The sequence below is a fragment of the uncultured Thiohalocapsa sp. genome, from assembly GCF_913062725.1.
Lineage (GTDB): Bacteria > Pseudomonadota > Gammaproteobacteria > Chromatiales > Chromatiaceae > Thiohalocapsa.
In genome coordinates this window covers 66,695-90,631 of the sequence record NZ_CAJXWY010000007.1, presented here as the reverse complement: position 1 = coordinate 90,631, position 23,937 = coordinate 66,695, and the positions used below count along the sequence as shown (strand labels likewise).

The following is a 23,937-nucleotide window of genomic DNA, read 5'->3' as shown; positions in this document are numbered from 1 at the left end:
TGGGTCTCATCGAATCCGCTGCGCGAGTTCGATCTCTTTACGGTGAAGGCGGGACAACTCCCCGAGGACGCATTTGGGATCGAGCGGACGCTCTATCCAAGTGCCTGATGGGGTGATAGGTGCCTGCTGCTGTAGCCGGCGGCGTTGACGCACTCCCGGCGCAAGACCCAATCTTTACTTTCCCTGACTGGGCGCTCCGCGCCTTGCCGGCTGGCCTGCTGAGCGGCGCGGCACGCCGTTGCCCGTAGCCGGGGCTGCGAGCCCGGCGGGCGATGATGCCGTGTCAGTCGGTCCAGCCTGCCCTCCCCCTCCAAGACACATGCGGCCGGCCGCCGCGCTGGCCCTCGACGGCCGGCCGCGACACGGCTTAGGTCGCGACCAGTGCGTATGCGCTGGCATTCCGGAACCAGCGCGCCGGCCGGCCGTCGTCTGTTGCGACGCTCAGCATGCGGCAACCCGCCAGAAGCTCGAGGTCACGTTGCACGGTCCGGAGACAGACGTCGAAGTCCGGGGCCGCTTCCCTGAGGCGTTCTTGCACCTGCCGTGCTGTTACGGTTTGTGGGTAACGGGGGAGGAGGAAATAGAGCTGGATAAGGCGATCAAATTGCATAGTGGTACTCCCGATGGCTGCGAGGCGCGCAGTGTATACCTCATGGGTTACAGAAGTAAATACCTTGTAGCATGACTGCGAGGGAGGCGCTGACGACCGCGCGTCCAGTGGTCGCCGGCCACGCGACGGCGCCCTGGTGATCCTGGTCGGCCACCGTGCGGCCGCTGCGACGATGCCCTTGGGGCCAGCGGGGAGCCGTTCGACACATCAGGGAGCTGCGCGCGGGGACGCCGCGGGGGCGGCTTGCGAGCGCCGACCCGTGCGCGCCCGCTGCCCCGTCGTTGCGCCGGGTCGACACGTCTTTTGGGTAATACGACAGGTCCTGTCGTGCAGTTGGTGTTCAATGGCGGCCTGCTGGGGCGCTTGGCCGCCTCGGCCCACCAACCTTGCTTCACCAGCCCAACGACCTCCGGAGCCGCCGACCTATGAGCACACCCCTCCAAGCCCAAGCCCAAGCCCAAGCCCAAGCCCAAGCCCAACTCGCCGATGTTGCCCGCCAGCTGGCCGCCGAGAAGCGCGGCCAGCTCGATGCGCTCAAGGCCAATCGGTCCGACCTGGAGCGACCCGATTTCCTCTGGCACTACTTGTTGCAGAGCTTCGCCACCATGGGCCGATCCGCCGGACGGCGACGGCTCATCGAGGAGCCTGCGAACTATGAGCGGCTCACCTACCCTGCCCTGCTGGCGCTGCCGGATGCGCAGCGTTTGACGGTGGCCTGCGAGGTGTGTCGGACGGCCGGGTTGCGGATGCCGAACCGCAAGGGGGCGTTCATTACGGCGTGCTTCGATCGCATCCGGCGCCTGGGAGGGCCCGAAGCGGCAAAGGCACAATTGCTCGCGCTGCCCGGTCGCGACGCCAAAATTCAGTGGCTCAAGCAGTTTTCAGGCATCGGCGACAAATATGCCCGCAACCTCATGATGGACGTCTACCACGAGGACTTCCGGCAGAGCGTTGCGCTGGATACGCGCATCCACAGGATCTCTGATCGACTGGGGGTCGCGGCCCGGTCGTACCGGGCGCAGGAGGCGTTCTATCTTGGTGCCGCAGCACAAGCGGGGCTGGAGGGCTGGGAGATGGATCGGTTGCTCTACAATTTTCTCCCGATTGTGGAGATGCGGCTCTAGCCTGAGTTATCGGCAAGCCCGGGCACGCCGGTGCCCGGTGGGGTTTGGGCCAAGGCCGGACGGTGGCCCGTCAGAGCGACGGTATTTACAGACTGGGCATGCGACCATGACGCAGCAAGTGACCCAATTCTTGGGTAGCGTTCTTTGGCGCGGTGTGAAAATCGCTGTGCTGATCGTGGCTTGCATTCTGCTTGTGCGCTTTGCGGTGGCGCTATATTTCTTCGAGGAGTCCTTTCCGCTCATCAATGTGCCGGCAGTCCCCATCGCGCCAGCCGAGCTCTCCGCCGACCAGAGGCACACGCGGGCGGAGATCGTCCGGCAGATGCGAGCCAATGTTGATGGTTACGATCATCAGAACGCCGTGCTCCTGGCCACGATCCTGGAGCAAAACGGCCACATCCCGGGGCGATTCATCGATGCCTTGGAGGCGATCAGTGAGCACACTGGGGTGCTGGAGGAAGTCGATCGGATTCTGACGGCGGACACCTGCCAAGGTACCCGCGAGCTGGAACGCCTGGTGGATGATCCGTTCAGATGGCGCAGCATTCAGGCCCAGCTGCAACTGGCGGCGGATTTTGGCTCAGGCGCATCGCGCGTGGATGTGTCGGCCATCGCCGATTGTAAGTGAGTGAGCAAGTGAGCCGATCTCATCCACCCGAAGTGAGTGCTGTGATGTTTTATGACCCCAAGACACATTACGACGCTGATGCGACTGATCTCTCATACGATAGTCCATTGCATATGAAGATGCGTATGCCCGAGAAGATATTGTATGAAAAGCACCCGGTGATGTTTGATGCCCATCCCGTGGGGTACTTGCTGCTGCTGTTCCTGATCCCGGTGTTGGGGCTTGGTCTTTTAGTCTTGCTCTTGTGGTGGCTGCAGTGCATGGCGCTCAAGGTGACCGTGACCAACAAGCGCGTGATCGTCCGGGAGGGTATCCTCTCCAAGCGCACGAATGAGGTCTATCATGCTCACATTCGCAACATTCGTGTGAGCCAACCTGTGGTGCAGCGACTCGCTGACGTCGGTAAGGTGGAGATTGCCAGCGCCGGCTCAGCCACCTACGAGATCTCGGTAGAAGACCTGCCAGACGTGCAGGAGATTCAGAAAATCGTCGATCGGTACCGCAGGTGATGTCGCCGGCGGGGCGGCATGGCACCGTTGCCGTTCCCTGACAGCGGTGCAGAACAAACGTAGCCTGCAGGCGCAGCAATGCGTTTACCAGAGGAAATCGTAAGCGGCGTTCAATTCCGCGATCCACACTGAATCACGCCCCTCTAAAGTACCCGGATCGGGTATATTCTTATACCTTTGTAAAGCCTCGAAAAACCCATTGCCTGGCCGATTCGTATCCTGGGCGATGACAACGGCGGTTCGATAAGGTCTGGGGGCGGCTGCATCTTCTCTATCAAGGACGTCGAAAATTTCGCTCAAAGGGTGGCTTGCCCACGCCCCATCTAGGGCCGGCAAGCCGAACCTCTTCACCACTTCGGCATAGTAGGCTGTGCGTCGCGCCTTCAGACACGTCTCAAGGAAACGACCGACAGCGTTCGGATCGACACTCGGGTACTCTGGCATAGGGATATCCTCTTGTGTGACTCAAGTAGTGTTCGCGGATCACTAGGGCTCCAGCTACATCGATGACGTCGGCTTGGCGGTCGCGCTGGAGCAGGCCGCGTCACCGCGACATCTGGGGCGGCCATCGGCGCAGGGTGCACCATTGCCGCGACACAGGATGTCGCGAGTCGCCGATCGGCCCGCAGCATCATCCGCGCCTGAGCCGGCCGTCTCCCACCGGTTGCCGCACCCGGCTGTTGCGGTGGGCTCCCCCGCAGCCGACAGCCCCTGTCGTGCCTCGACTGTTCAATGACCACAACTCGGCGACATCAGGAGCAGCACTTCATGCCCTTTCGCTTCATCCATGCCAGCGACCTGCATCTGGGCCGCCGCTTCGCCAACATTCCGGATCCCGGCGACAACGGCGTGCGGGGACGTCTGATGGATGCGCGACACAACGTCATCGCCCGGCTCGCCGAGGTGGCCCGGGCACAGGGTGCGCGCGACATTCTGCTGGCCGGGGATACCTTCGACTCGTCCACGCCTTCGCAACAGGTGCTGACCCAAACCTTGCACGCGCTGGCTGGACATACCGATCTGCACTGGTGGCTCCTGCCCGGCAACCATGACAACCTGCTGAACGCCGAGCCGCTCTGGCACCAGATCAGCACCCAGGCGTCTGACAACGTCCACCCCATCCTCGGCGGCGATAGCCTCGAGCCCGCCGTCGGCGTGGCTCTGCTGCCGTGCCCGGTGACGGCGCGGCGTGTCGGGCGCGATCTGACCGCCGCATTGCCAGACATCGCCACCCCCGCGGAGAGCATCCGCATCGGGCTCGCCCACGGCGGCATGCTCGATTTCACCGACACCGGCGAGCAAATTCCGCCCGATCGCGACCGCAGCGCCGGTCTCGATTATCTGGCCCTGGGGGACTGGCACGGCAGACTGCGCGTCTCGGCACGCACCCACTACTGCGGCACGCCGGAGCATGATCGTTTCAAGCACGAGGGGCGGGGACAGTGCCTGGCCGTCAGCATCGACGGCCCCGGTGCGGAGCCCCAGGTCGAGGCGATCGAGACCGGCACCTTTCTCTGGCTGCAGCGCGAGCTGCATCTGCAAGACGGCGCGCCGGCGGCGCAGGCCCTGGAAGCGCTCCTGCCCGGCATCGAGCAGCGACGCAACACGCTGGTGCAGGTCACCGCCAGGGGGTTGGCGGCGCTGACGGAGCATGCGGCCCTGCATGAGGCGGTTGCCCGGCACGCGCCCGGATTCGCGCATTTCACCTTGCGCACCGAGGCGCTGGAGACGCTGCACCGGGCCGAGGATCTGGATCAGATCGAGCGCGTCGGGGCCATCCGTCAGGCCGCCGAGGCGCTGATGGCCGAGGCGATAAACCCGGATCGGTCCAGGGCCGACCGGGACATCGCCACCGCCGCCTTGAACCGCCTGTATACCTATACCCGTGGGAGTGCCGAATGAAGCTGCGTGCAATCGAGCTGATGAATGTCCGCCGCTTCACCGAGCGGGTGCGCATCGCCGATATCCAAGACGGCGTCAATGTGCTGACCGCCGCCAACGAACGGGGCAAGTCGACGGTTTTTGATGCCCTGCAGGCCCTGTTCACGCTGCGGTTCAGCTCGCAGGCGCGGCCCGTCAAGAGCCTGAGCCCCCATGCCGGCGGCGCACCGGAAATCACGGTGGAGCTGGAAACGCCCGAGGGAGCGTTCATCGTGTCGAAGCGGTGGCTGAGCAAGCCGGAGGCGCGCGTGACCCGCGACGGCAAGCTGATCGCGCAGGCCGATCAGGCGGAGGCCTGGATCAGCGGCTTGCTGGGCGACGGCGACGCCGCGCCCGCCGCACTGCTTTGGGTGCGCCAGGGCAGTGCCGGGCTGGATGACGGGACCAATCAGCAGCAACAGGCGGCGCTCGGTGCGCGCCAGAACCTGTTGGCCACCGTCGCGGGCGCGGTCGACGAGGTGGCCGGCGGCCAGCGTCTGGATGCCGTGTTGCAACGCTGTGTGCGAGCACTCGACACCTACGCAACCGCCGGCGGCAAGCCCAGAGCAGGCGGCCCCTGGCGCAGTGCTCGCGACGACGTGGAGCAACTGAGGGCACAACAGGACGCGCTCGCCACGCGCGTGCGCGCGTTGCAGGAGGCCATCGGCGAGCGCCGTCGCCTGCGCGGGGAGCGCGATGCGCTGGATACACCCGAGGCCGCCGCCGAGCGCGCGGCACGCCTGGACACGGCGCGCATGCAATTGGCCAGCGCCGAGCAACATGCGGCCGAAGTCAGGGCATCCGAGCAGGCCTTGCAAACGGCGACCCTCGCCGCGGAGCAGGCGCATGCGGCCCTGTCGTCCCTGCAGCGCACACTGCAGGACCAGGCATCGGCGCAGACCCGGGTGCGCGACACCACCGCGGCCCTGGCGGCGGCGGAGACGCATCTGGCAGAGGCAGAACGCCTGTACACCCAGGCGACGACCGCGCATCAGCATGATACGCAGGTCTACAAAGACGCCGAGTCAGTCCTTCGGCGCGTGCAGGACCGGGATGCGGCACGGGCGGGTGCGCAACGGCGCACGGCGCTCGAAGACAGACTCAAACAAGCCCGGCAGGCGAGACAGGCCGTCGAGCAGGCCGACGCCGCCGCCCAAATCGGCCCGAAGGACGCCGACCTGGACCAGCTTCAAGCCCTGTCCGCCCAGCTGACAACCGCCCGGGCCCTGCGTGACAGCACGGCGATGCAGGTCGTGATGCGCTATGCGGCGGGCCAGGAAGGCCGGGTGACCCAAGACGGCGCCGCACTCGAGCACGACAGTCCGCTGCGTATCCACAGCGCCACCCGGCTGCAGCTCGGCGATCTCGGTGAGCTGACCATCCATCCCGCAGAAGGCCAGGCGGGGCTGGATGATGTCGAGCGGGCAGAAGCCGCGTTGTCGGCGGCGCTCCGGGCGTTGGGTGTCGAGAGCCTGGAGGCCGCCCGGCGGGCACACCAGGCCCGCACTGCGGCCGAACAGCAACGCCAGCATGCCGAGACCCAACTGACCATGCTCGCCCCCGAGGGCATCGAGGCCCTGGCGCGACAGCTGGCAGAAATTCCTGCGCCGGCCGTAGCCGAAGACACCGAGCTGCCCGCGATGGACCAGGCCCAGGCGGCACTGCAGCGTGCAGGCGAAGCCCTGGAGGCCAGCACCGCCCACCGCGAGGCGGCCCGAGAGCGACGGGATCTGGCGCGCACGGCACGCGCGGAGGCGGTGGCGCGCCGGGACGGCGCGCAGGAGCAACTCGACGCGACCGCCAGCGCCCTCGCGCGCTTACCCGCCAGCGATGAGGCCGCACTCAGCGAACGGGCTGACAAAGCCGCGCGCGCAAAAGCCGAGGCCGCGGAACAACTGACGCAACAACGGGCGGCGGCACCCGACATCGAATTCGCAAAGGCCGCATTCGCCCGCGCCCAATCCGTTATCGATGACGCACAAAAACGCCTCGCCGACATCCGTGCGCGTATCGCCGTGCTCGACGAGCGCATCGACAGCAGCGCGGGTGAATCCGTCGAGGAGCAGCTACAGGAGACCGAAGAGCAGCTCGACGTCGCCGCCCGGCACTTGGCGCTGATCGAGCGCGAAGTCGCCGTGCTCCAACGCCTGCGCTCGGCACTCGAGAGCGCGCGCAACGCCGCCAGGGAGCAGTATTTCAAGCCCGTCTCCGAAGAGCTTCGGCCGCTGCTGCGCATGCTCTGGCCGGATGCCGTGCTGCACTGGACGGACGACACCCTCCTGCCCGCAGCGCTGCACCGGAACAATCTGGCCGAGACCATCGATATCCTTTCCGGTGGCACCCAGGAGCAGCTCAACCTCCTCGTCCGCCTGGCCTTCGCGCGCCTCGCAGCGCGGCATGGACGGCACACGCCGGTGATTCTGGACGACGCCCTCGTGTTCACCGACGACGAGCGCATCGAAACCATGTTCACCGCACTCCATCGCCAGGCCGAAGACATCCAGATCATCGTGCTGAGCTGCCGGCAACGGGCATTCCAGCATCTCGGTGGCACTGGGCTGCAAATCACCGATGTTCAATCCTGATACAGGTCCCTGGAGATCGCGCCCATGTACGAATACCCATTGAACCTCGCCGAGGGTGTCGCCTGCATCGAGATCGATCACGCCCGCTGGATATTCGATACCGGCTCCCCCGTGAGCTTCGGCCGGCAACCGGAATTGCAATTCGCCGGGTCGACGCATGCTCTCCCCCGCGATTATCTGGGCGTGAGTGCGGACGACTTGCAGGCGAGCCTTGGCGTGACCTGCGCCGGACTCCTCGGCGGAGACATTCTCAATCAGTTCGACCACGAACTGGATCTACGCTGCCAGCGACTGGTTGTCCGCCACACCCAAGAGACGCACGACGGCGCTGAGATACCTTTGACCCTCTTTTTCGGGGTGCCCGCGCTGATGCTGGCCCTGGACGGCAAAGAGATCGAGGTTTTTTTCGATACCGGCGCACAGCTGAGCCTGTTCGACCCAGCGCTGCTCGAGCCCCATCCCAGCGTTGGCGTGTTCGCCGACTTCCACCCGATGATCGGTCGGTTCGAAGGCCGACGCTTCGACATCACAATCACCCTGGGCCAACAAAACCTGGCTATTTCGGCGGGTGAGCTACCAGACAGCTTGCGCGCCCTTCTGGCGATGACCGGTGCCGAAGGGATTCTGGGGACCGGGATACTCACGGACCATGTCATCCACTACTGCCCACGACGATCGACCCTCTACCTCGCCGCGGCCCACAGCCAGGTCGCCCATGCGAGCTGGGCTGAGGTCTACGACTTGGCCTATGAGAGGAGCTTCGGCCAGTTTTACCACAGCCTCACTGAGCAGACGCTGGATGTCATCACCGCACAGGTCAGTCCGCCGGCAACGATCGTCGATTACGGCGCCGGTACCGGACGCCTCTCAATTCCACTATCTGCTCAGGGTTTTGCCGTGACCGCCGTCGAGCCCTGTGAGCCGATGTTGGCCCAGTTGCACAACAAGCGTCAACACAATCCGGCCGCATCAGGCGGTATTCTGCAAACAAAATGTGCTCTGATGGAGGATTTCGACAGTCCACAGCCTTTTGATCTGGCGCTGTGCGTGTTCACGACACTCCTGTATTTCGACACGGAAGAAGCACTGTTACAGGCGCTTCAGCGGGCTCATGACGCCCTCAAGCCCGGTGGCCGCCTGCTGATCGATATTCCCAGTCGTGCGCTGTTCAACGACCATGTTGTGCAGCAGGACGATTTCCAACGTCGGATGATCGTCACACCCTGCGGCGCTGACCACTACGACTACCAGGAGGAGATCAGCCTGCGCCGCGCGGATGGCACTACAGCGCATTACCGGGATCGATTCGTGATCCGTTACTGGCCCGTCGCAGTCATCGAGGCACACTTACGAGCCATCGGTTTTGACGCATGCGTCGACCTGACGGAACACTTTCAAGGCACCGGCTCGCATTACCAGCTCTGGACGCGCAGGACCGACGCACATCCCGGCCCGGCGACATCGTCCCCACCCGATGAGTCAGAGGCACGGACAACGTCCACCGGCGTCGCTGGGGCGACGGCGCAAGGCGACAGACTGCCATTAGGCGTGGACGCACCGAAACAGTCGTGACCGGCTGCCCCACTTGGCCACAACAGTCATAGCATGGAAACAACGCGATGCCTATCTCAGCCTTCGGTCAAGCCCTGCTGGATGGTCTCCAGGATCCGCCCGGGAGTCCAGCCCGTTACTTTGAAATGCGTCCACCCAACGGCCAGGCACTGCGCATGCGGACGCAGGATTTCCTCGCGTGTCGGCGGGAGGAGGTTGCCTTATTAGGCGAACTGACGAAGCCATTTTCGGCCAGCCGGCAACCGGCGGTGCTCGATGTGGGCTGCGGGGCGGGTCGGCATCTCAAGGTGATCCGGGAGCATGCGCCCCACGCACTCTGTGTTGGCGTCGAACGTTGTCCGGGGCTGCGGGACTATTGTGCAGCTACGGTGGGCACACCGAATGGGTTTTTCGCATCACTCGATGCATTACCTGAGCAAGCCTTTGATCTGATCTTATTGGTTGGCAACGGCTTGGGAATATTCGGCGATGCCGAGCCGGCTCGCGCGGGCGTCCGGCAACTGCTCGGCCGCCTGCGGCCATCCGGTAAGCTTGTGCTCGAGACGGGTCATGTAAGGGATAGTGGCTACAGCGTCGATGAATTTACGGTTTGCTATCAGGACCAAGCCGATGCCCCCTATCGCTGGGGACGCGCCGGGCCCGGATGGATCGAGGCACTTGCCGCTGACAATGGCTATCACGTGATGTTCCGACCAAGCCAGGCACCCGGTGGCGGATTCTTTTTCGCCATCCTGAGCGCAGGGACTGACTGACAGCGCTTCGGCCCGGGAGCCATCAGGCCTTGATACGACTGACCGGCCTACATGCCGGCCACTGTGTCATGCTGGGGATTGGTTTGTACAACGACGAAGCGGCCCATGGAAGCCCTGTTGATTCTCATGCTGATCCTCACGAACGGCGTGCTCGCGATGTCCGAGATCGCGGTGGTCTCCGCACGCCAGTCGCGGCTCGAAGAGCGCGCGGAGCGTGGCCGCCGCGGCGCGCGCGAGGCCATCGCGCTCAAGCGGGATCCGGGCGCCTTCTTGTCCACCATCCAGGTTGGCATCACCCTGGTCGGGATTCTGATGGGTGCGCTGGGGGAGGCGGCGCTGGCACAGCCGCTGCGCGAGATGCTCTCGGGTGTGCCGCTGCTCGCACCGTCGGCCGATCTGCTGGCGCTGGTGCTTGTGGTGGGGGCGATCACTTACCTGTCGGTGGTGATCGGCGAGTTGGTGCCCAAGCAGCTCGCGCTCCTGGCCCCGGAGGCGCTGGCTTCGCTGGTGGCGCGCCCCCTCAGCTGGCTGAGTCGCGCCGCCCTGCCCGTGGTCTGGCTGCTGTCGGCCTCCAGCGGGTGGCTGCTGCGGTTGACCGGGGCGCATCGCCACGGGGAACCGCCGGTGAGCGACGAAGAAATCCGGGTGTTGATGGCGCAGGGCGCCGAGGCCGGCGTGTTCCATGCCGGCGAGGAGCCGATGGTTGCCAACGTGCTGCGCCTCGACGAGCTGCCCATCGGCGCCATCATGACCCCACGCAACGAGATCGAGGCCCTGGATCTGGAAACGGAGCAGGAGCCGGAGGCGCTGAAGCTGTCGCTGGCGGCGCTGCGACACACCCTGGTGCCAGTGCACCGCGGCGGACTCGATCAGCATCTGCTCGGGGTGCTGCGGTTGGCGGATTTGTTGCCGGATGCCCTGGCGACGATGGCACCCTCAGCGGTTGACCTGCAGCGGCTGGTGCAGCCACCGGTGTTCGTTCCGCAAAGCCTGAACGCCGCCCAGTTGTTGGAGACCTTCCGCGACACGCACATCAACCTGGCGCTCATCGTCGACGAGTACGGCAGCCTCGAAGGCCTGGTCACCCTCGCCGATGTGCTCACGGCCATCGTCGGCACGCCACTGGGCGACGATGCCCCGATTGCGGACGAGATCACACGCCGCGCCGACGGCTCCTGGCTCGTGGACGGCAGCCTGCCCCTGGAGCGCCTGCGCGCCGAGCTCGGGCTCGATGCGCCGCTACCGGGCGAAGAAGGCGCAGGCTTTCACACCCTCGGTGGCTTCGTAATGCACATGCTGGGACGTGTGCCGCAGGCATCAGAGCACTTCGAGAGCGCGGGGCTGCGCTTCGAGGTGGTCGACATGGACCAGCAGCGCGTGGACAAGGTGTTGGTGGAGCGGCTCGATGCCCGCTAGCGAGCCGCGCAGGGGGAACGCTACCGCGCCGCCGGGGAGCGCCGGCCTGCGGCGGCCGGCACCCCGGGCTGTCGGGGGCGGTCGGGCTCAGTTCTTGGACTTGTCCACCAGCTGCTTCTCGCGGATCCAGGGCATCATCTCGCGTAAGCGCTCGCCCACCTGCTCGATCTGGTGCTCCTGGCCGAGGCGGCGCATGGCCTTCATGGACGGGGCGCCGGCCTGGTTCTCCAGAATGAACTCCTTGGCGAAGTTGCCGGACTGGATTTCGCCCAGAATGCGCTTCATCTCCGCCTTGGTCTGCCCGGTGATGATCCGGGGGCCGCGGGTCAGGTCGCCGTATTCGGCGGTGTTGCTGATGGAGTAGCGCATGTTGGCGATGCCGCCCTCGTAGATGAGGTCGACGATGAGCTTCACTTCGTGCAGGCACTCGAAGTACGCCATCTCGGGCTCGTAGCCCGCCTCCACCAGGGTCTCGAAGCCGGCCTGGATGAGCGCCGTGAGGCCGCCGCAGAGCACCGCCTGCTCGCCGAAGAGGTCGGTTTCGCATTCCTCCCGGAAGCTGGTCTCGATGATGCCGGCACGGCCGCCGCCGTTGGCGCTGGCGTAGGCCATGGCGATGTCGCGGGCACTGCCGGTGGCGTCCTGCTGAACGGCGATGAGGCTGGGCACGCCGCCGCCCTGGGTGTAGGTGCTGCGCACGAGATGACCCGGGCCCTTGGGCGCGACCATGATCACGTCGAGATCCGCCCGCGGCTCGATGGCGCCGAAGTGGATGTTGAAGCCATGGGCGAACGCCAGCGCCGCGCCCTCTTTGATGTTGGGCGCGATCTGATCCCGGTAGAGCTTGGCCTGATGCTCGTCCGGGGCCAGCACCATCACCACATCGGCGCCGTCCACGGCGGCGGGGATGTCGCGCACCTCGAGTCCGGCGTTGGCGGCCTTGGCGGCGGAGGCGCTGCCCGGGCGCAGCCCGACGACCACGGAGACGCCCGAGTCTTTCAGGTTGTTGGCATGGGCATGGCCCTGGGAGCCATAGCCGATGATGGCCACCTTGCGGCCCTGGATCAGCGAAAGGTCGGCGTCTTTATCGTAGTAGACGTTGATTGCCATGGTCGTTCCTTAAAGCACGGGAAGCAGATCTTGGTAATGGGTGTGGCTTGGGGGAGTGGCGAGGGGGTATTCCGGGCCGCGCGTCACAGGTGTCGGGGCAGACGGGGGCGTTTCACCGATGCGCCCCCTGCGCGCCTCTTCACCCGTCATGCGTCACCGGCCCCCTAGACCGTCAGACCCTTTTCGCCGCGGGAGATACCGGTGGGCCCGGAGCGGACCACTTCGGTGATCAACCCCTCCGGAACCGCTTCGATAAATGCGTCGAGCTTCTTCGAGGCACCCGTCAGCTCGACGACGTAGCTTGCGTCCGTCACATCGATGACTTTGGCGCGGAAGATCTCGGTGAGCCGCTTCAGCTCTTCGCGGTCCGGGCGGGCGGCCTTCAGCTTGATGAGCATCATCTCGCGCTCGATGTGCTCGCCCTCGGACAGGTCCTGGAGCTTCACCACATCGATGAGCTTGTTGAGCTGCTTTTTGATCTGCTCGACGATGTCATCGTTGCCGCTGGTCACCAGCGTCATGCGCGAGAGCGTCGGCTCATCCGTCGGCGCGACGGTGAGGGACTCGATGTTGTAGCCGCGGGCGGAGAAGAGGCCGGCGATGCGCGACAGCGCGCCGGATTCGTTCTCGACCAGCATGGAGAGGATGTGTCTCATTCGGGTTGACTTACGAATGGGCGGTGGACGTTAAGCTCGATCGTGCGGCCGGGGGCGGCTTGAGGGCCGCGTTGGGGGCGCGCCTTAGCATCATGCAGGGTGTGCGGCGCTGCTTGGGGCCAGTCGTGCGGTCTTTTCAGCGCTGCGCGGATGCGCGGGCGGGCACCGCGCGTGTCTGCGTCGTTCAGTCGCCGGCGTGGCGCTTGCTGTCACGCCGGCGTCCGGCGGCTCCCCGGGCGCCCCACTGGTCTCACTGCCGGGCGACCCATCAGGCGAGCTCCCGCTCCGACATGGTCGGCGGCAGCTCCATCTCGTGATGCCCCTTGCCCGCGGCGATCATCGGGTAGACGTTTTCGGCCGGATCGACGATGACGTCAAGGAATACGAAGCGGTCTTTCATGGCGAAGGCCTCGCGCATCGCCGCCTCCAGCTCATCGGGCTTGTCCACCCGCATGCCGACATGGCCGAAGCTCTGGGCGAGCTGCACGAAGTCCGGCAGGGCATCCACATAGGAATGCGCGTAACGGCTCTCGTAGAAGAATTCCTGCCATTGCCGCACCATGCCCATGTAGCCATTGTTGAGCAGAACGACTTTCACCGGCAGGTCGTACTGTTTGCAGGTGGCCATCTCCTGGATGCACATGAGGATGCTGGCCTCGCCGGAGATACAGGCGACGGGGGCGTCCGGATAGGCCAGCTGCACCCCCATGGCCGCCGGCAGACCGAAGCCCATGGTGCCCAGACCACCGGAGTTGATCCAGCGCCGGGGCTTGTCGAAGGGATAGAACTGGGCCGCGAACATCTGATGCTGACCCACGTCGGAGGTCAGGAACAGCTCGCCGTTGGTGACCTTGTACAGGGTCTCCACCGCAAACTGGGGCTTGATGACCGGGCTGGTGCGGTCGTAGCGCAGGCAGTCGATGCGCTTCCAGTCATCGATCTGCCCCCACCAGGCGGTGAGCGCATCGCGGTCCGGGCGGGCGTTGCTGTCTTTCAGCACCGCCAGCATGTCGTCCAGCACGGATTGCACCGGCCCGACGATGGGGATATGGACCTTGACGGTCTTGGAAATGGACGACGGGTCCACGTCGACGTGGATGATCTCGGCGTGCGGGCAGAAATGCGCGATCTTGCCGGTGACACGGTCGTCGAAGCGGGCACCGATGGCGATGAGACAATCCGTCTCGTGCATGGCCATGTTGGCTTCGTAGGTGCCGTGCATGCCGAGCATGCCGAGGAACTGCTTGTCGGTCATGGGATAGGCGCCGAGCCCCATCAAGGTGCTGGTGATGGGGAAGCCCAGCTCGCGCACCAGCGCCGTCAGCGCCGCGCCGGCATCGCCGAGCACCACGCCGCCGCCGGTGTAGACCACCGGGCGCTTGGCGGCGAGCATGCGCTCGACGGCCTTTTTGATCTGCCCCTGGTGACCGCGCTGCGCCGGGTGGTAGGAGCGTATCGCAACCTCCGCCGGATAGCGGTAGGGGATCTTGATGTTCGGGTCGGTGACGTCCTTGGGGATGTCCACCACCACCGGTCCGGGGCGGCCCGAGCGGGCGATGAAAAACGCCTTCTTGATGGTCTCGGCGAGATCCTCCACCCGTTTCACCAGGAAGTTGTGCTTGACGCACGGGCGGGTGATGCCGACGGTGTCCACCTCCTGGAAGGCGTCGCTGCCGATGACCGGCGTCGGCACCTGGCCGGTGATGATCACCATGGGAATGGAGTCCATGTGCGCCGTGGCGATGCCCGTGACGGCATTGGTGGCGCCGGGGCCCGAGGTCACCAGGCAGACGCCGACCTTGCCGGTCGCCCGGGCATAGCCATCGGCGGCGTGGGTTGCGCCCTGCTCGTGGCGCACCAGGATGTGCTTGACCTCGTCGCGCTTGAACAGCGCATCGTAGATGTGGAGCACGGCGCCGCCGGGATAGCCGAACACGAGCTCGACCCCCTCATCGATCAGGGCCTGTACCGTAATCTCGGCGCCGCTCAGCTCAGGCGTCGATTGCTCCACGCTGAGCCCGGCACTCGGTAGGGGGTGCTCCGGCTTGAGTTGATCCGGCTTGACTTGATCCATGGGGGCTGACCTCTCGAAGACGGGTACCGGCAACAAATATCGGCGGCGGGCGGGCAGCGCAAGCGCTTGGGCACATGCGCACCAACAATTAGCGCGCCACAGCGCGCGGGACGAGGGCCCGCGGCTACCCACAGGCGGTGGTGGATGCTCGCCGCGGGACAACGGCCGTCGCCGCCACAGGACGCGCTTAGGCGCCGGTAAACGCTCGAAAATACGTGAATCCGACGACGGCGGTCAAGACTCCATCGTTCTCCGGCCGGACTTCCCGGCGGCGAGGCCTGCGACGGGGCGGGCGGGCGCAGGGCCTGGCGGCGGGCAGATGCGCCGGCCCGATGCGGCTTGTCCGCACCAGCAGGCGTCGCTAGACTCCGGCGTTTCCGCCCAAGGCGCCGCCCCAGGGCCCTGTCATTGCAGCCAACCGCCATGCGCACGTCCCGGTTTCCGCTTCAAACCGTCAAAGAAACCCCCGCTGACGCAGAGATCGCCAGCCACCGGCTGATGCTGCGCGCCGGCATGATTCGCAAGCTCGCCGCCGGTCTTTACACCTGGCTGCCGCTGGGGCTCAGGGTGCTGCGCAAAGTCGAGCGCATCGTGCGCGAAGAAATGGACCGCGCCGGTGCGCTCGAGGTGTCCATGCCGGCGGTGCAGCCGGCGGAGCTGTGGCAGGAATCCGGCCGCTGGGAGCAGTACGGCCCGGAGCTGCTGCGGATCAAAGACCGGCATCAACGGGAGTTCTGCTTCGGCCCGACGCACGAGGAGATCATCACCGACCTCGCCCGCAATGAGCTGAAGAGCTACAAGCAGCTGCCCGTCAATTATTATCAGATCCAGACCAAGTTCCGCGATGAGGTGCGCCCGCGCTTTGGGGTGATGCGTGCCCGCGAGTTCCTGATGAAGGACGCCTACTCCTTCCACCTGAGCCAGGACTCGCTGGCCGCCACCTACAACGTCATGTACGACACCTACAGCCGCATCTTCCGCCGCTGCGGGCTGGACTTCCGCGCCGTACAGGCGGACACCGGTGCCATCGGCGGCAACGCCTCCCACGAGTTCCACGTGCTGGCGGCCTCCGGCGAGGACGCCATCGCCTTCTCCACCGCCAGCGACTACGCCGCCAATGTGGAGCTGGCGGAGGCGGTTGCCCCCGCCTCTGCACCGGCGCCGGCGGCGGAAGACGCCCGCCTCGTCGACACGCCGGAGGCCAGGACCATCGCCGACCTGGTGCAGGGCTTCGGCCAACCCATCGAGCGCACCATCAAGACGCTGGTGGTGGCGGCGGCGGATCCGCAAACGGGCGAAGCGCAGGGCCTGGTGGCCCTGCTGGTGCGCGGCGACCACGAGCTGAACATCGTCAAGGCCGAGAAACTGCCCGGGGTGCTGGCGCCGCTGCGCATGGCCACAGAGGACGAAATCCGCGCCGCCGTCGGCGCCGGCCCCGGCTCACTCGGCCCCCGAGACCTGCCCCTGCCCTGCATCGCCGACCGGGCGGCGGCCGTCGCCGCCGACTTCAGCGCCGGCGCCAACATCGACGGCAAGCATTGGTTCGGCCTCAACTGGGGCCGGGACCTGCCCCTGCCGGAGGTGGCCGACCTGCGCAATGTGGTGGAAGGGGATGCGAGCCCGGACGGTGCCGGCCACATCACCATCGCCCGCGGCATCGAGGTGGGTCACATCTTTCAGCTGGGCACCAAGTACGCCGAGGCCATGCAGGCCAAGGTGCTCGACGAGGCGGGCCGCGCCGTCACCATGACCATGGGCTGCTACGGCATCGGCGTCTCCCGCGTCGTCGCCGCCGCCATCGAGCAGCACCACGACGACCGCGGCATTCTCTGGCCGGCGGCCATCGCCCCGTTCGAGGTCGCCCTGCTGCCCATGAAGTATGCCAAGTCCTTCCGTGTGCGCGAGGTCGTGGCGGATCTCTACGAGCGCCTCCGCGCCGTGGGCCTCGAGGTGCTGCTCGACGACCGCGACGTGCGTCCGGGCTTCATGTTCGCGGACATGGAGCTGATCGGCATCCCGCACCGGGTGGTGGTGGGCGACAAGCACCTGGATGACGGTCGCGTGGAATATCAGGGTCGCGGCGACGCCGAGATGCAGCTCATCGGTCTCGACGACATCGTGCCCTTTCTCGAGCGCAAGCTCGCCGGCTGAGCCCGCAGACCTCCTTGTATGCCGCCACACCGGCGGCGGCCCGCCCGCAGGAGCCGGCGCGGCCCATTCCAGCCAACGCACAGGACCCACAGCGCGCATGAGCAGAACCGAATCCTTCGACCGCGAGCAGTTGCTCGCCTGCGGCTACGGCGACATGTTCGGCCCCGGCAATGCACAGTTGCCGGTGCCCAACATGCTGATGATGGATCGCATCACGCGCATCGCCGATCACGGCGGCGCCTACGGCAAGGGCGAGATCGTCGCCGAGCTGGATATCAGTCCCGAGCTGTGGTTCTTCGGCTGCCACTTCCCCGGCGATCCGGTCATGCCAGGCTGTCTGGGCCTCGATGCCATGTGGCAGATCGTCGGCTTCTACCTGGCCTGGATCGGTAACCCCGGCCACGGCCGGGCGCTGGGTGTCGGCGAGGTCAAGTTCACCGGGCAGGTGCTGCCCGCCGCGAAGCAGGTCACCTATCACGTGCACATGAAACGGGTGATCTCGCGCAAGCTGGTGCTCGGCATCGCCGACGGCACCATGGACGTGGACGGCCGCGAGATCTACACCGCCAAAGACCTGCGCGTGGGTCTGTTCACATCCACCGAGGGCTTCTGAGCCGCCGCGTCTGACCCGTGCCCCATCGCACCAGGCGAAGGACGGCGTCCCCACGGGCGTCTTCCCAGGTACCCCAGGCGCCGCGCTGGCGGGCGGCGCACTGGGCGGCCGCCGTGCTGGGCGGGCTCGCCCTGCTCGCAGGCGCCGCCGGACTCTTCGCCGGCTATGCCGGGCTGGAGGTGACGCAAACCGAGGTCGGCGCCATCCCCGTGACGGTGTTCCAGGCGCAGGACGCCCCGCCGGGCCCGGTGGTGGTGGTGGCCCACGGCTTCGCGGGCTCGCGGCAGCTCATGCACCCGCTGGCCGTGAGCCTGGCCCGGGCCGGCTACCGGGCGCTGGTCTTCGACTTTCCGGGTCACGGCCGTCACGCGCAGCCGCTGGCCGGGCGCATCGGCGACGAAGCCCGCGCCGCCGCCCTGCTCGATGCCCTCGCGGCGGTGGTGGACTACGCCCGCACCCTGCCCCAGGGGAATGCGCCGCTGGCGCTGCTGGGCCACTCCATGGCAGGCGACATCGCCACGCGCTATGCCAATGACCACGCCGGCGTGCGCGCCCTGGTGGCGGTTTCACCCTACCTGTCGCTGCCCGTGGAGCAACTGCCGGCGGTGAACCTGCTGTTCGTCTACGGCGCCTGGGAGCCGCCCGTGATCCAGGCCCAGGGGCGCGCCGCCGTCGCCGCGGTGGCCGATGTGGCCGCCGCCGCCGTCGCACCGGAGACCACCTACGGCAGCTTCGCGCACGGCACCGCCCGGCGGCTGGTGATCGCCGACGGCGTCGAGCACATCGGCGTGCTCTACAGCGCCACGACCCTGCGCGCGACGGTGGCCTGGCTGCGAGCAGCCTTCGGCGAGCGCGCGCCCGCCGCCATCGCAGACGGCGTCGATCAACGCCCGCGCTGGCTCGGGCTGTACTACCTCGGCGTGCTGTTGCTGGCCTGGCCCCTGACGCTGCGCCTGCCGCAGGTGTCGGCGCAGCGCCTCGGCGCCGGCGCCGCCCCCGGCTGGGGCTGGCGGCGCTTCTGGCCCATCGCCGTGGCGCCGGCGCTGCTGACACCGCTGCTGCTCTGGCCGGTGCCGACGGACTTTCTGGCCATCGCCATCGGCGACTACATCGCCCTCCACTTCGGGCTCTATGGGCTCCTCACCCTGATCGGTCTGTGGCGGGCAGGCGCGCTGCCCCGGCTCGGCGATGCCTCGGTCAGGGCCCTGGTAACAGCAGTCGCCCTGGTGGTGGTATTCGAGACCCTGGCCCTGTCGTTGCCGACGGATCACTTCGTCGCCAGCTATCTGCCGCCGCCGCATCGCCTCGCCACGGTGGCTGCGCTCCTCGTCGGCACGCTCCTCTGGTGCGTCGCCGACGAATGGCTGACCCGCGGCCCGGCGGCCCCCGGGGCGGCCTATGCGCTCACCAAGGCACTGTTCCTGGTCTCCCTCATGATCGCCGTGGCGCTGAACCTGAGCGAGCTCTTCTTCCTGGTGATCATCATCCCCGCCATGCTGGTGCTCTTTCTGGTCTACGGCCTGTTCAGCGGCTGGATTTACCGCCGCACCGGCCAGCCGCTGGTGGCGGCCGTCAGCAACGCCCTGGCCTTCGCCGGCGCCATCGCCGTGAGCTTCCCACTGATTGGCTAGACTGGCCGTCACCCAGCCCGCCCCCAATCGGCTTGTCGGCTCAATCAAGCTCCACGTAGCGCCCGCCCAGGGTGACCTCCAGCGACCTGCGGGCGCCATTGCGCAGCACATCCAGGGTCACGGTATCGCCCACCGAGTAACGCTCCAGCAAATCGATGAGCCCGCGCATGGAAGTCACGGACACGCCATCGAGACGCTGGATCACATCGCCCGGAATGATGTCACCGGAGCCGGTGACGCGGGTGCCCTGGAGCCCGGCGCGGTCCGCCGGCGACTGCGGCTCCACCCGCAGCACCAGCACCCCCTCGAGGCCGAGCTCGGCGAGCACCGGAGCGCTGATGTCGTCGTCGCCGAAGATGCCGATCCGCGGGCGCACATACTCACCGTGGGCAATGAGATCGGGCACCACCCGGTTGACGGTATCCACCGGCACGGCGAAGCCAATGCCCGAGAAGCTGCCCGACGGACTGTAGATGGCGGTGTTGATGCCGATCAGCCGCCCGGCGCTGTCCAGCAGCGGCCCGCCGGAATTGCCCGGGTTGATGGCGGCATCGGTCTGGATCAGGCCGTGAACTTCGCCCGCCAGCTCTGACACGATGGTGCGATCCAGCGCCGAGACGACACCGGTGGTGAGGCTGTAGTCAAAACCGAAGGGGTTGCCGATGGCGAGCACCTTCTGCCCCACACTGAGATCCGCGCTGGAGCCGATGATAGCGGGCTGCAGCCGCGCCGCCGAGGCGCCAATGCGCAGCACGGCGAGGTCGTGCTCCGGACTCGCGCCGATGAAGCGGGCGTTGTAGGTGCGACCATCGGCGAGCCCGACGCGGGCGCTGCGCGCCTCCTCGATCACATGCCAATTGGTGACGATGTGCCCGTCGCGGTCCCAGACGACACCGGAGCCCGTGCCCCGGCGGACCTGGGTGAGATTGCGGGACCAGGGGCTCAGCAGCGGCGCCGTGGTGGCGATGTAGGCCACCGACGGGCTCGCCGTCTGGAAGATCTCGATGGTGGTCTGCTCGTCGTCGGCGAGCGCGCCGCGCGCCGCCACCGGCCTCGGCTCCGCCTGCATACTGACGAACAGCGCCTCCAGCCAGGGCTTCATCGCCAGCGAGACAAGAAACAGGAGGGCGGCCCAGAACAGGAGCCGCGACAGTTGAAAGCCATGCATGTCGGTTGCTGCGGGGTGGAGGTTGAACTGCGGGGGAGCGCGGATGTCGGAGTAGTATCGACAGCGCCGGCACGCGGCGGGCGGCATCCCATGATCCCATACACCTATGGTCCCACAGATGCGGCAGGTCGCGGAATGCGGCGCGCCGCCAACGGCGGTGCCGCGACGCGGCGGTGATTGTCGGATCGCAACGACCGGCCCTCGCCGCGACAATACACTGGCCCCCGTGAAACGATGTTGAATGGCGCCCCCGTGGCCGTCACAACCGTGCCACCGTCGCGGGCCCTGTGACGATACGGCCGCAGACGGCGAACGAGCGCTTCGCAACCACAACCACCCCCCACGATAGGAACCCTGACATGGTCAAGAATATCGGTCTACAGGATCGCAACATCCGCTACGGCGTCGGCGCCGTGCTCATTCTGGCGGGCCTGTTCGGGCAAAACTGGCTCCTCGGCATCCTCGGGTTGATCGCCGTCGGCACCGCCTATTTCGGCACCTGCCTGGCCTACGTCCCGCTCAACATCAACACCAAGAAGCAGGGCGAGTAATCACGACCCGTCGCCACCGGCGCCACAGCGCCGGTGTCCGGCGGATGCTGCGCGCCGATCCAGCGTGCAAAGCAGGCCCCGGCGCCCCAGGCGCCGGGGCCTGCTTTTGTGCGAGACTGGCGACGACCCTGAGTGTCCCCATCTACGCCGCATGCAAAGCGCCGTGACACCCCAAGCCACCACCACCCCGCTGATCGAGGCCCGTGCGCTCCACAAGCACTTCCCGGGCGTCAAGGCGGTGGATGGCATCAGCTTTGGCGTGCGGCCCGGCCAATGCTTTGGCCTGCTCGGCCCCAACGGCGCCGGCAAGACGACGACCCTGGAAATGCTCGAGGGTATTCAGGCCCCAACCCACGGGCAGGTCCTGTTCCGGGGCGAGCCCGTGGGGGCTGCCTTCCGCGAGGCCATCGGCATTCAGTTCCAGGCCACGGCGCTGCAGGATTTCCAGACCGTCGGCGAGTCGCTCGCCATGTTCGCCCGTTTCTACCGGCGCACCGCGGATCATGACGAACTGATCCAACTCTGTCACTTACACGATATCCTGCACCGCGACACGCGCAAGCTCTCCGGCGGTCAGCGCCAACGGCTGCTGCTCGCCATCGCCCTGGTGAATGATCCGGATCTGGTATTCCTGGACGAGCCGACGACGGGTCTCGATCCCCAGTCCCGCCGCAACTTCTGGCACCTCATCGAAACGGTCCGCACCCGGGGCAAGACCATCCTGCTCACCACGCACTACATGGAAGAAGCCCAGCGCCTGTGCGACGAGATCGCCATCGTCGACCACGGCCGCATCATCACCCAGGGGGCGCCCCAGGCCCTGGTGCACCAGCACTTCCCACCCGCCGTGGTGCGTCTGCCCGCGGACGCCTGGCCCGCCGGTGAGCCCCTGCCGGCGTACGCACACCGCCGCGAGCACGACATCGAGCTGCACACCGCCGAAGTCCAGCCGGTGCTGGAGTATCTGGAGCGCATCGGCGCCGCGCTCACCGCGCTGCGGGTGGAGACGCCGAGCCTGGAAGATCTGTTCCTGAAGCTCACGGGCCACTCGCTTCGCGCCTGAGCGCGGTGGTGGGGCTTGGTTATTGGTTGTCGGTTATTGGTTGCTCGCTCTCTCATCATGCTCCAGCGCATCGCCGCCGTCCTCGTCGCCCGCAACCGGGAGTTCTACCGCGACACCGCCGGGCTCATCTGGAACATCATGATGCCGGTGATGATGATCGTCGCCTTCGCGTTCATCTTCGGCGGCGGCCCGGATGATCTGTTCAAAGTGGGCGTGCTCGGCGATCCGGACACCGCCGCCGACGCGACGGGCTTCCTCGCCACCCCGCATGTCAATTTCGTGCCCGTCGCGGAGCAGGACGACGCGGTCACCAAGATCGCCCGCCATCAGCTCGACCTGCTGGTGGACACCCGCGGCCCCGGCGGCGCGGTGACCGGTTATTGGGTGAATCCGCAATCGCCCAACGGTCAGATCGTCGAGCGCCTGCTCCTGGGCGCCCATGCGCGCGGCGCCGAGGCGGCGCCGGAGCGACGCCTCGCCGCCGGCGAGGCGCTCAGCTACGCCGACTGGGTGCTGCCCGGCGTGCTGGCCATGAACGTGATGTTCTCGAGCCTCTGGGGCGTCGGCTGGGTGGTGGTGCGCTACCGCAAGAACGGCGTGCTGCGCCGGCTCAAGGCGACGCCCCTGCGGCCGCTGGAGTTCCTCACCGCCCAGGTGCTGTCGCGGCTGCTGGTGGCCATGACCTCCAGCGTGGTGGTCTATCTGGGCGCCCTGGCTATCCTGGACTTCCCGATGCGCGGCTCCTATGCGGCGCTGGCGCTCGTCTACATCGCCGGCGCCCTCTGTATGATCAGCCTGGGCCTGCTGGTGGCCTCGCGCCTGCGCACCGAGGAGCTCGCCGACGGGCTGCTGAATCTGCTGGCCTGGCCCATGGTGCTGCTCTCGGGCGTCTGGTTCTCCATGGAAGGTACCAGCGCCGCTGCGCAATGGCTGTCTCAGCTCATGCCGCTGACCCATGTGGTGGATGCCGCCCGCGGCATCATGATCGACGGCATGGGCCTGGTGCAGATCCTGCCGCAAATCGTCTTACTGCTGGCGCTGGCAGCGGTGCTGCTGGCGACGGCTGCCAGGCTGTTTCGCTGGGAATAGCCAGCAAGGCGCAGATCTCTCTGGCATGCCTCTCACCATGAAGCCCGCCCGACGACGCCTGGCCCTGCTGCTGGGCTTGTCGCTGCTTATCACCGGCGCCAGCCGCGCGCAGGAGCAGCCCCTCGACGAGTCGGCCCTCTGGCGGCTGATCCGCAATGGTGAGGCCGTCGTCCTGCTACGCCATGCCCTGGCGCCCGGCATCGGCGACCCGTCGGATTTCGAGCTCGGGGATTGCGCCACCCAGCGCAATCTCTCCGCGGCCGGCCGCGCCCAGGCCAAGGCCATTGGCGAGCGCTTTCGGGCCAATGGCATCACGGCCGCCCGGGTCTATTCGAGTCAGTGGTGCCGCTGCCTGGAGACGGCTCGGCTGCTGGGGCTCGGCGGCGTGGTGCCCTTCCCCGGGCTGAATTCCTTCTTTCGCCACCGCAGCGCCGCACCCCAACGCACCGCAGCCGTGCGGGACTTGCTGCAGACGCAGACCCGCACCGGCGCACCGCCGCTGGTGCTGGTGACCCATCAGGTCAATATCACCGCACTCATCGACCTGTTTCCGGACTCCGGCGAGATGATCATCGTCCGACCGGCAGTCGTCGGCAGCGGCGCAGATAGCGCTGCTGACGCAACCGGGGCGCTCGAGGTCCTCGGCCGCATCGGCAGCCGCTGACGCGCCGGGGAAAGCCCCGGGGGCGCGGTGATCGCGCTGCCTGCGGTGATC

The 23,937-nt window shown here is 66.8% G+C and carries 21 protein-coding genes; 15 read left to right on the top strand and 6 right to left on the bottom strand.

Annotation, left to right across the window (positions count from 1 at the left end; translation table 11 throughout):
- Window positions 1-367: 367 nt before the first annotated feature.
- Window positions 368-610, bottom strand: a complete 243-nt coding sequence (locus tag QZ588_RS03340; RefSeq protein WP_295539892.1) for a hypothetical protein — start codon at window positions 608-610, stop codon at window positions 368-370.
- Between the two features lie 425 nt (window positions 611-1,035).
- On the opposite strand from QZ588_RS03340, the gene QZ588_RS03335 reads away from it, so the two are divergent.
- The 3 genes from QZ588_RS03335 (at window position 1,036) to QZ588_RS03325 (ending at window position 2,871) form a co-directional block, all read left to right on the top strand.
- Window positions 1,036-1,734 carry a hypothetical protein gene (locus tag QZ588_RS03335; protein ID WP_295539890.1) on the top strand — a complete coding sequence of 233 codons (699 nt, stop codon included), beginning with the start codon at window positions 1,036-1,038 and terminating at the stop codon, window positions 1,732-1,734.
- 106 nt (window positions 1,735-1,840) lie between these two features.
- The gene (locus QZ588_RS03330; RefSeq protein WP_295539888.1) at window positions 1,841-2,362 is read left to right on the top strand and encodes a hypothetical protein; all 522 of its coding nucleotides are present in this window, start codon (window positions 1,841-1,843) and stop codon (window positions 2,360-2,362) included.
- Window positions 2,359-2,871, top strand: a complete 513-nt coding sequence (locus QZ588_RS03325; protein ID WP_295539886.1) for a PH domain-containing protein — start codon at window positions 2,359-2,361, stop codon at window positions 2,869-2,871. The genes QZ588_RS03330 and QZ588_RS03325 overlap by 4 nt, the downstream gene beginning before the upstream one ends.
- A gap of 84 nt (window positions 2,872-2,955) precedes the next feature.
- Here the strand turns inward: QZ588_RS03325 and QZ588_RS03320 are convergent, their stop codons facing one another.
- Window positions 2,956-3,315, bottom strand: a complete 360-nt coding sequence (locus QZ588_RS03320; protein ID WP_295539884.1) for a hypothetical protein — start codon at window positions 3,313-3,315, stop codon at window positions 2,956-2,958.
- 324 nt (window positions 3,316-3,639) lie between these two features.
- Between QZ588_RS03320 and QZ588_RS03315 the strand changes: the two genes are divergently transcribed.
- From QZ588_RS03315 to QZ588_RS03295, 5 genes are all read left to right on the top strand, one after another.
- A complete protein-coding gene (locus QZ588_RS03315; protein ID WP_295539881.1) occupies window positions 3,640-4,773 on the top strand; it encodes a metallophosphoesterase in 1,134 nt (377 codons plus the stop codon).
- On the top strand, window positions 4,770-7,376 hold the full coding sequence (locus QZ588_RS03310; RefSeq protein WP_295539878.1) for a hypothetical protein: 2,607 nt from the start codon (window positions 4,770-4,772) through the stop codon (window positions 7,374-7,376). Before QZ588_RS03315 ends, QZ588_RS03310 begins: the two co-directional genes overlap by 4 nt.
- A gap of 24 nt (window positions 7,377-7,400) precedes the next feature.
- Entirely contained in the window at window positions 7,401-8,948 is a 1,548-nt protein-coding gene (locus tag QZ588_RS03305; RefSeq protein ID WP_295539876.1) for a class I SAM-dependent methyltransferase, read from the top strand.
- Window positions 8,949-8,995: 47 nt separating this feature from the next.
- Complete coding sequence (locus QZ588_RS03300) at window positions 8,996-9,700, top strand: bifunctional 2-polyprenyl-6-hydroxyphenol methylase/3-demethylubiquinol 3-O-methyltransferase UbiG (RefSeq protein WP_295539873.1); 705 nt, start codon at window positions 8,996-8,998, stop codon at window positions 9,698-9,700.
- A gap of 105 nt (window positions 9,701-9,805) precedes the next feature.
- On the top strand, window positions 9,806-11,116 hold the full coding sequence (locus tag QZ588_RS03295) for a hemolysin family protein (protein WP_295539870.1): 1,311 nt from the start codon (window positions 9,806-9,808) through the stop codon (window positions 11,114-11,116).
- A gap of 87 nt (window positions 11,117-11,203) precedes the next feature.
- On the opposite strand, the gene ilvC is transcribed toward QZ588_RS03295, so the two are convergent.
- From ilvC to QZ588_RS03280, 3 genes are all read right to left on the bottom strand, one after another.
- A complete protein-coding gene (gene ilvC, locus QZ588_RS03290; RefSeq protein ID WP_295539900.1) occupies window positions 11,204-12,220 on the bottom strand; it encodes a ketol-acid reductoisomerase in 1,017 nt (338 codons plus the stop codon).
- Window positions 12,221-12,390: 170 nt separating this feature from the next.
- Window positions 12,391-12,882 carry an acetolactate synthase small subunit gene (gene ilvN, locus QZ588_RS03285; protein WP_295539867.1) on the bottom strand — a complete coding sequence of 164 codons (492 nt, stop codon included), beginning with the start codon at window positions 12,880-12,882 and terminating at the stop codon, window positions 12,391-12,393.
- A gap of 268 nt (window positions 12,883-13,150) precedes the next feature.
- Complete coding sequence (locus tag QZ588_RS03280; RefSeq protein WP_295539865.1) at window positions 13,151-14,956, bottom strand: acetolactate synthase 3 large subunit; 1,806 nt, start codon at window positions 14,954-14,956, stop codon at window positions 13,151-13,153.
- A 423-nt stretch (window positions 14,957-15,379) separates the two neighbouring features.
- Here QZ588_RS03280 and QZ588_RS03275 point away from each other — a divergent pair, with 423 nt between their 5' ends.
- The 3 genes from QZ588_RS03275 (at window position 15,380) to QZ588_RS03265 (ending at window position 19,351) form a co-directional block, all read left to right on the top strand.
- Window positions 15,380-17,107 (top strand): proline--tRNA ligase, encoded by a 1,728-nt coding sequence (locus tag QZ588_RS03275; protein WP_295539863.1) that lies wholly within the window; start codon window positions 15,380-15,382, stop codon window positions 17,105-17,107.
- A 97-nt stretch (window positions 17,108-17,204) separates the two neighbouring features.
- Complete coding sequence (gene fabA / locus QZ588_RS03270) at window positions 17,205-17,720, top strand: 3-hydroxyacyl-[acyl-carrier-protein] dehydratase FabA (RefSeq protein WP_295539861.1); 516 nt, start codon at window positions 17,205-17,207, stop codon at window positions 17,718-17,720.
- Window positions 17,721-17,737: 17 nt separating this feature from the next.
- Window positions 17,738-19,351, top strand: coding sequence for an alpha/beta fold hydrolase (locus tag QZ588_RS03265; RefSeq protein WP_295539858.1), 1,614 nt, complete (start codon window positions 17,738-17,740; stop codon window positions 19,349-19,351).
- Window positions 19,352-19,391: 40 nt separating this feature from the next.
- Here QZ588_RS03265 and QZ588_RS03260 read toward each other — a convergent pair whose 3' ends face one another.
- Window positions 19,392-20,519, bottom strand: a complete 1,128-nt coding sequence (locus QZ588_RS03260; RefSeq protein ID WP_295539855.1) for a trypsin-like peptidase domain-containing protein — start codon at window positions 20,517-20,519, stop codon at window positions 19,392-19,394.
- Between the two features lie 359 nt (window positions 20,520-20,878).
- Between QZ588_RS03260 and QZ588_RS03255 the strand changes: the two genes are divergently transcribed.
- From QZ588_RS03255 to QZ588_RS03240, 4 genes are all read left to right on the top strand, one after another.
- Window positions 20,879-21,070 (top strand): DUF2892 domain-containing protein, encoded by a 192-nt coding sequence (locus QZ588_RS03255; protein WP_295539853.1) that lies wholly within the window; start codon window positions 20,879-20,881, stop codon window positions 21,068-21,070.
- 151 nt (window positions 21,071-21,221) lie between these two features.
- Window positions 21,222-22,133 carry an ABC transporter ATP-binding protein gene (locus tag QZ588_RS03250; RefSeq protein WP_295539850.1) on the top strand — a complete coding sequence of 304 codons (912 nt, stop codon included), beginning with the start codon at window positions 21,222-21,224 and terminating at the stop codon, window positions 22,131-22,133.
- Between the two features lie 57 nt (window positions 22,134-22,190).
- Complete coding sequence (locus QZ588_RS03245; protein WP_295539848.1) at window positions 22,191-23,222, top strand: ABC transporter permease; 1,032 nt, start codon at window positions 22,191-22,193, stop codon at window positions 23,220-23,222.
- A gap of 25 nt (window positions 23,223-23,247) precedes the next feature.
- Window positions 23,248-23,886 carry a histidine phosphatase family protein gene (locus tag QZ588_RS03240; protein ID WP_295539845.1) on the top strand — a complete coding sequence of 213 codons (639 nt, stop codon included), beginning with the start codon at window positions 23,248-23,250 and terminating at the stop codon, window positions 23,884-23,886.
- Window positions 23,887-23,937: the final 51 nt, after the last annotated feature.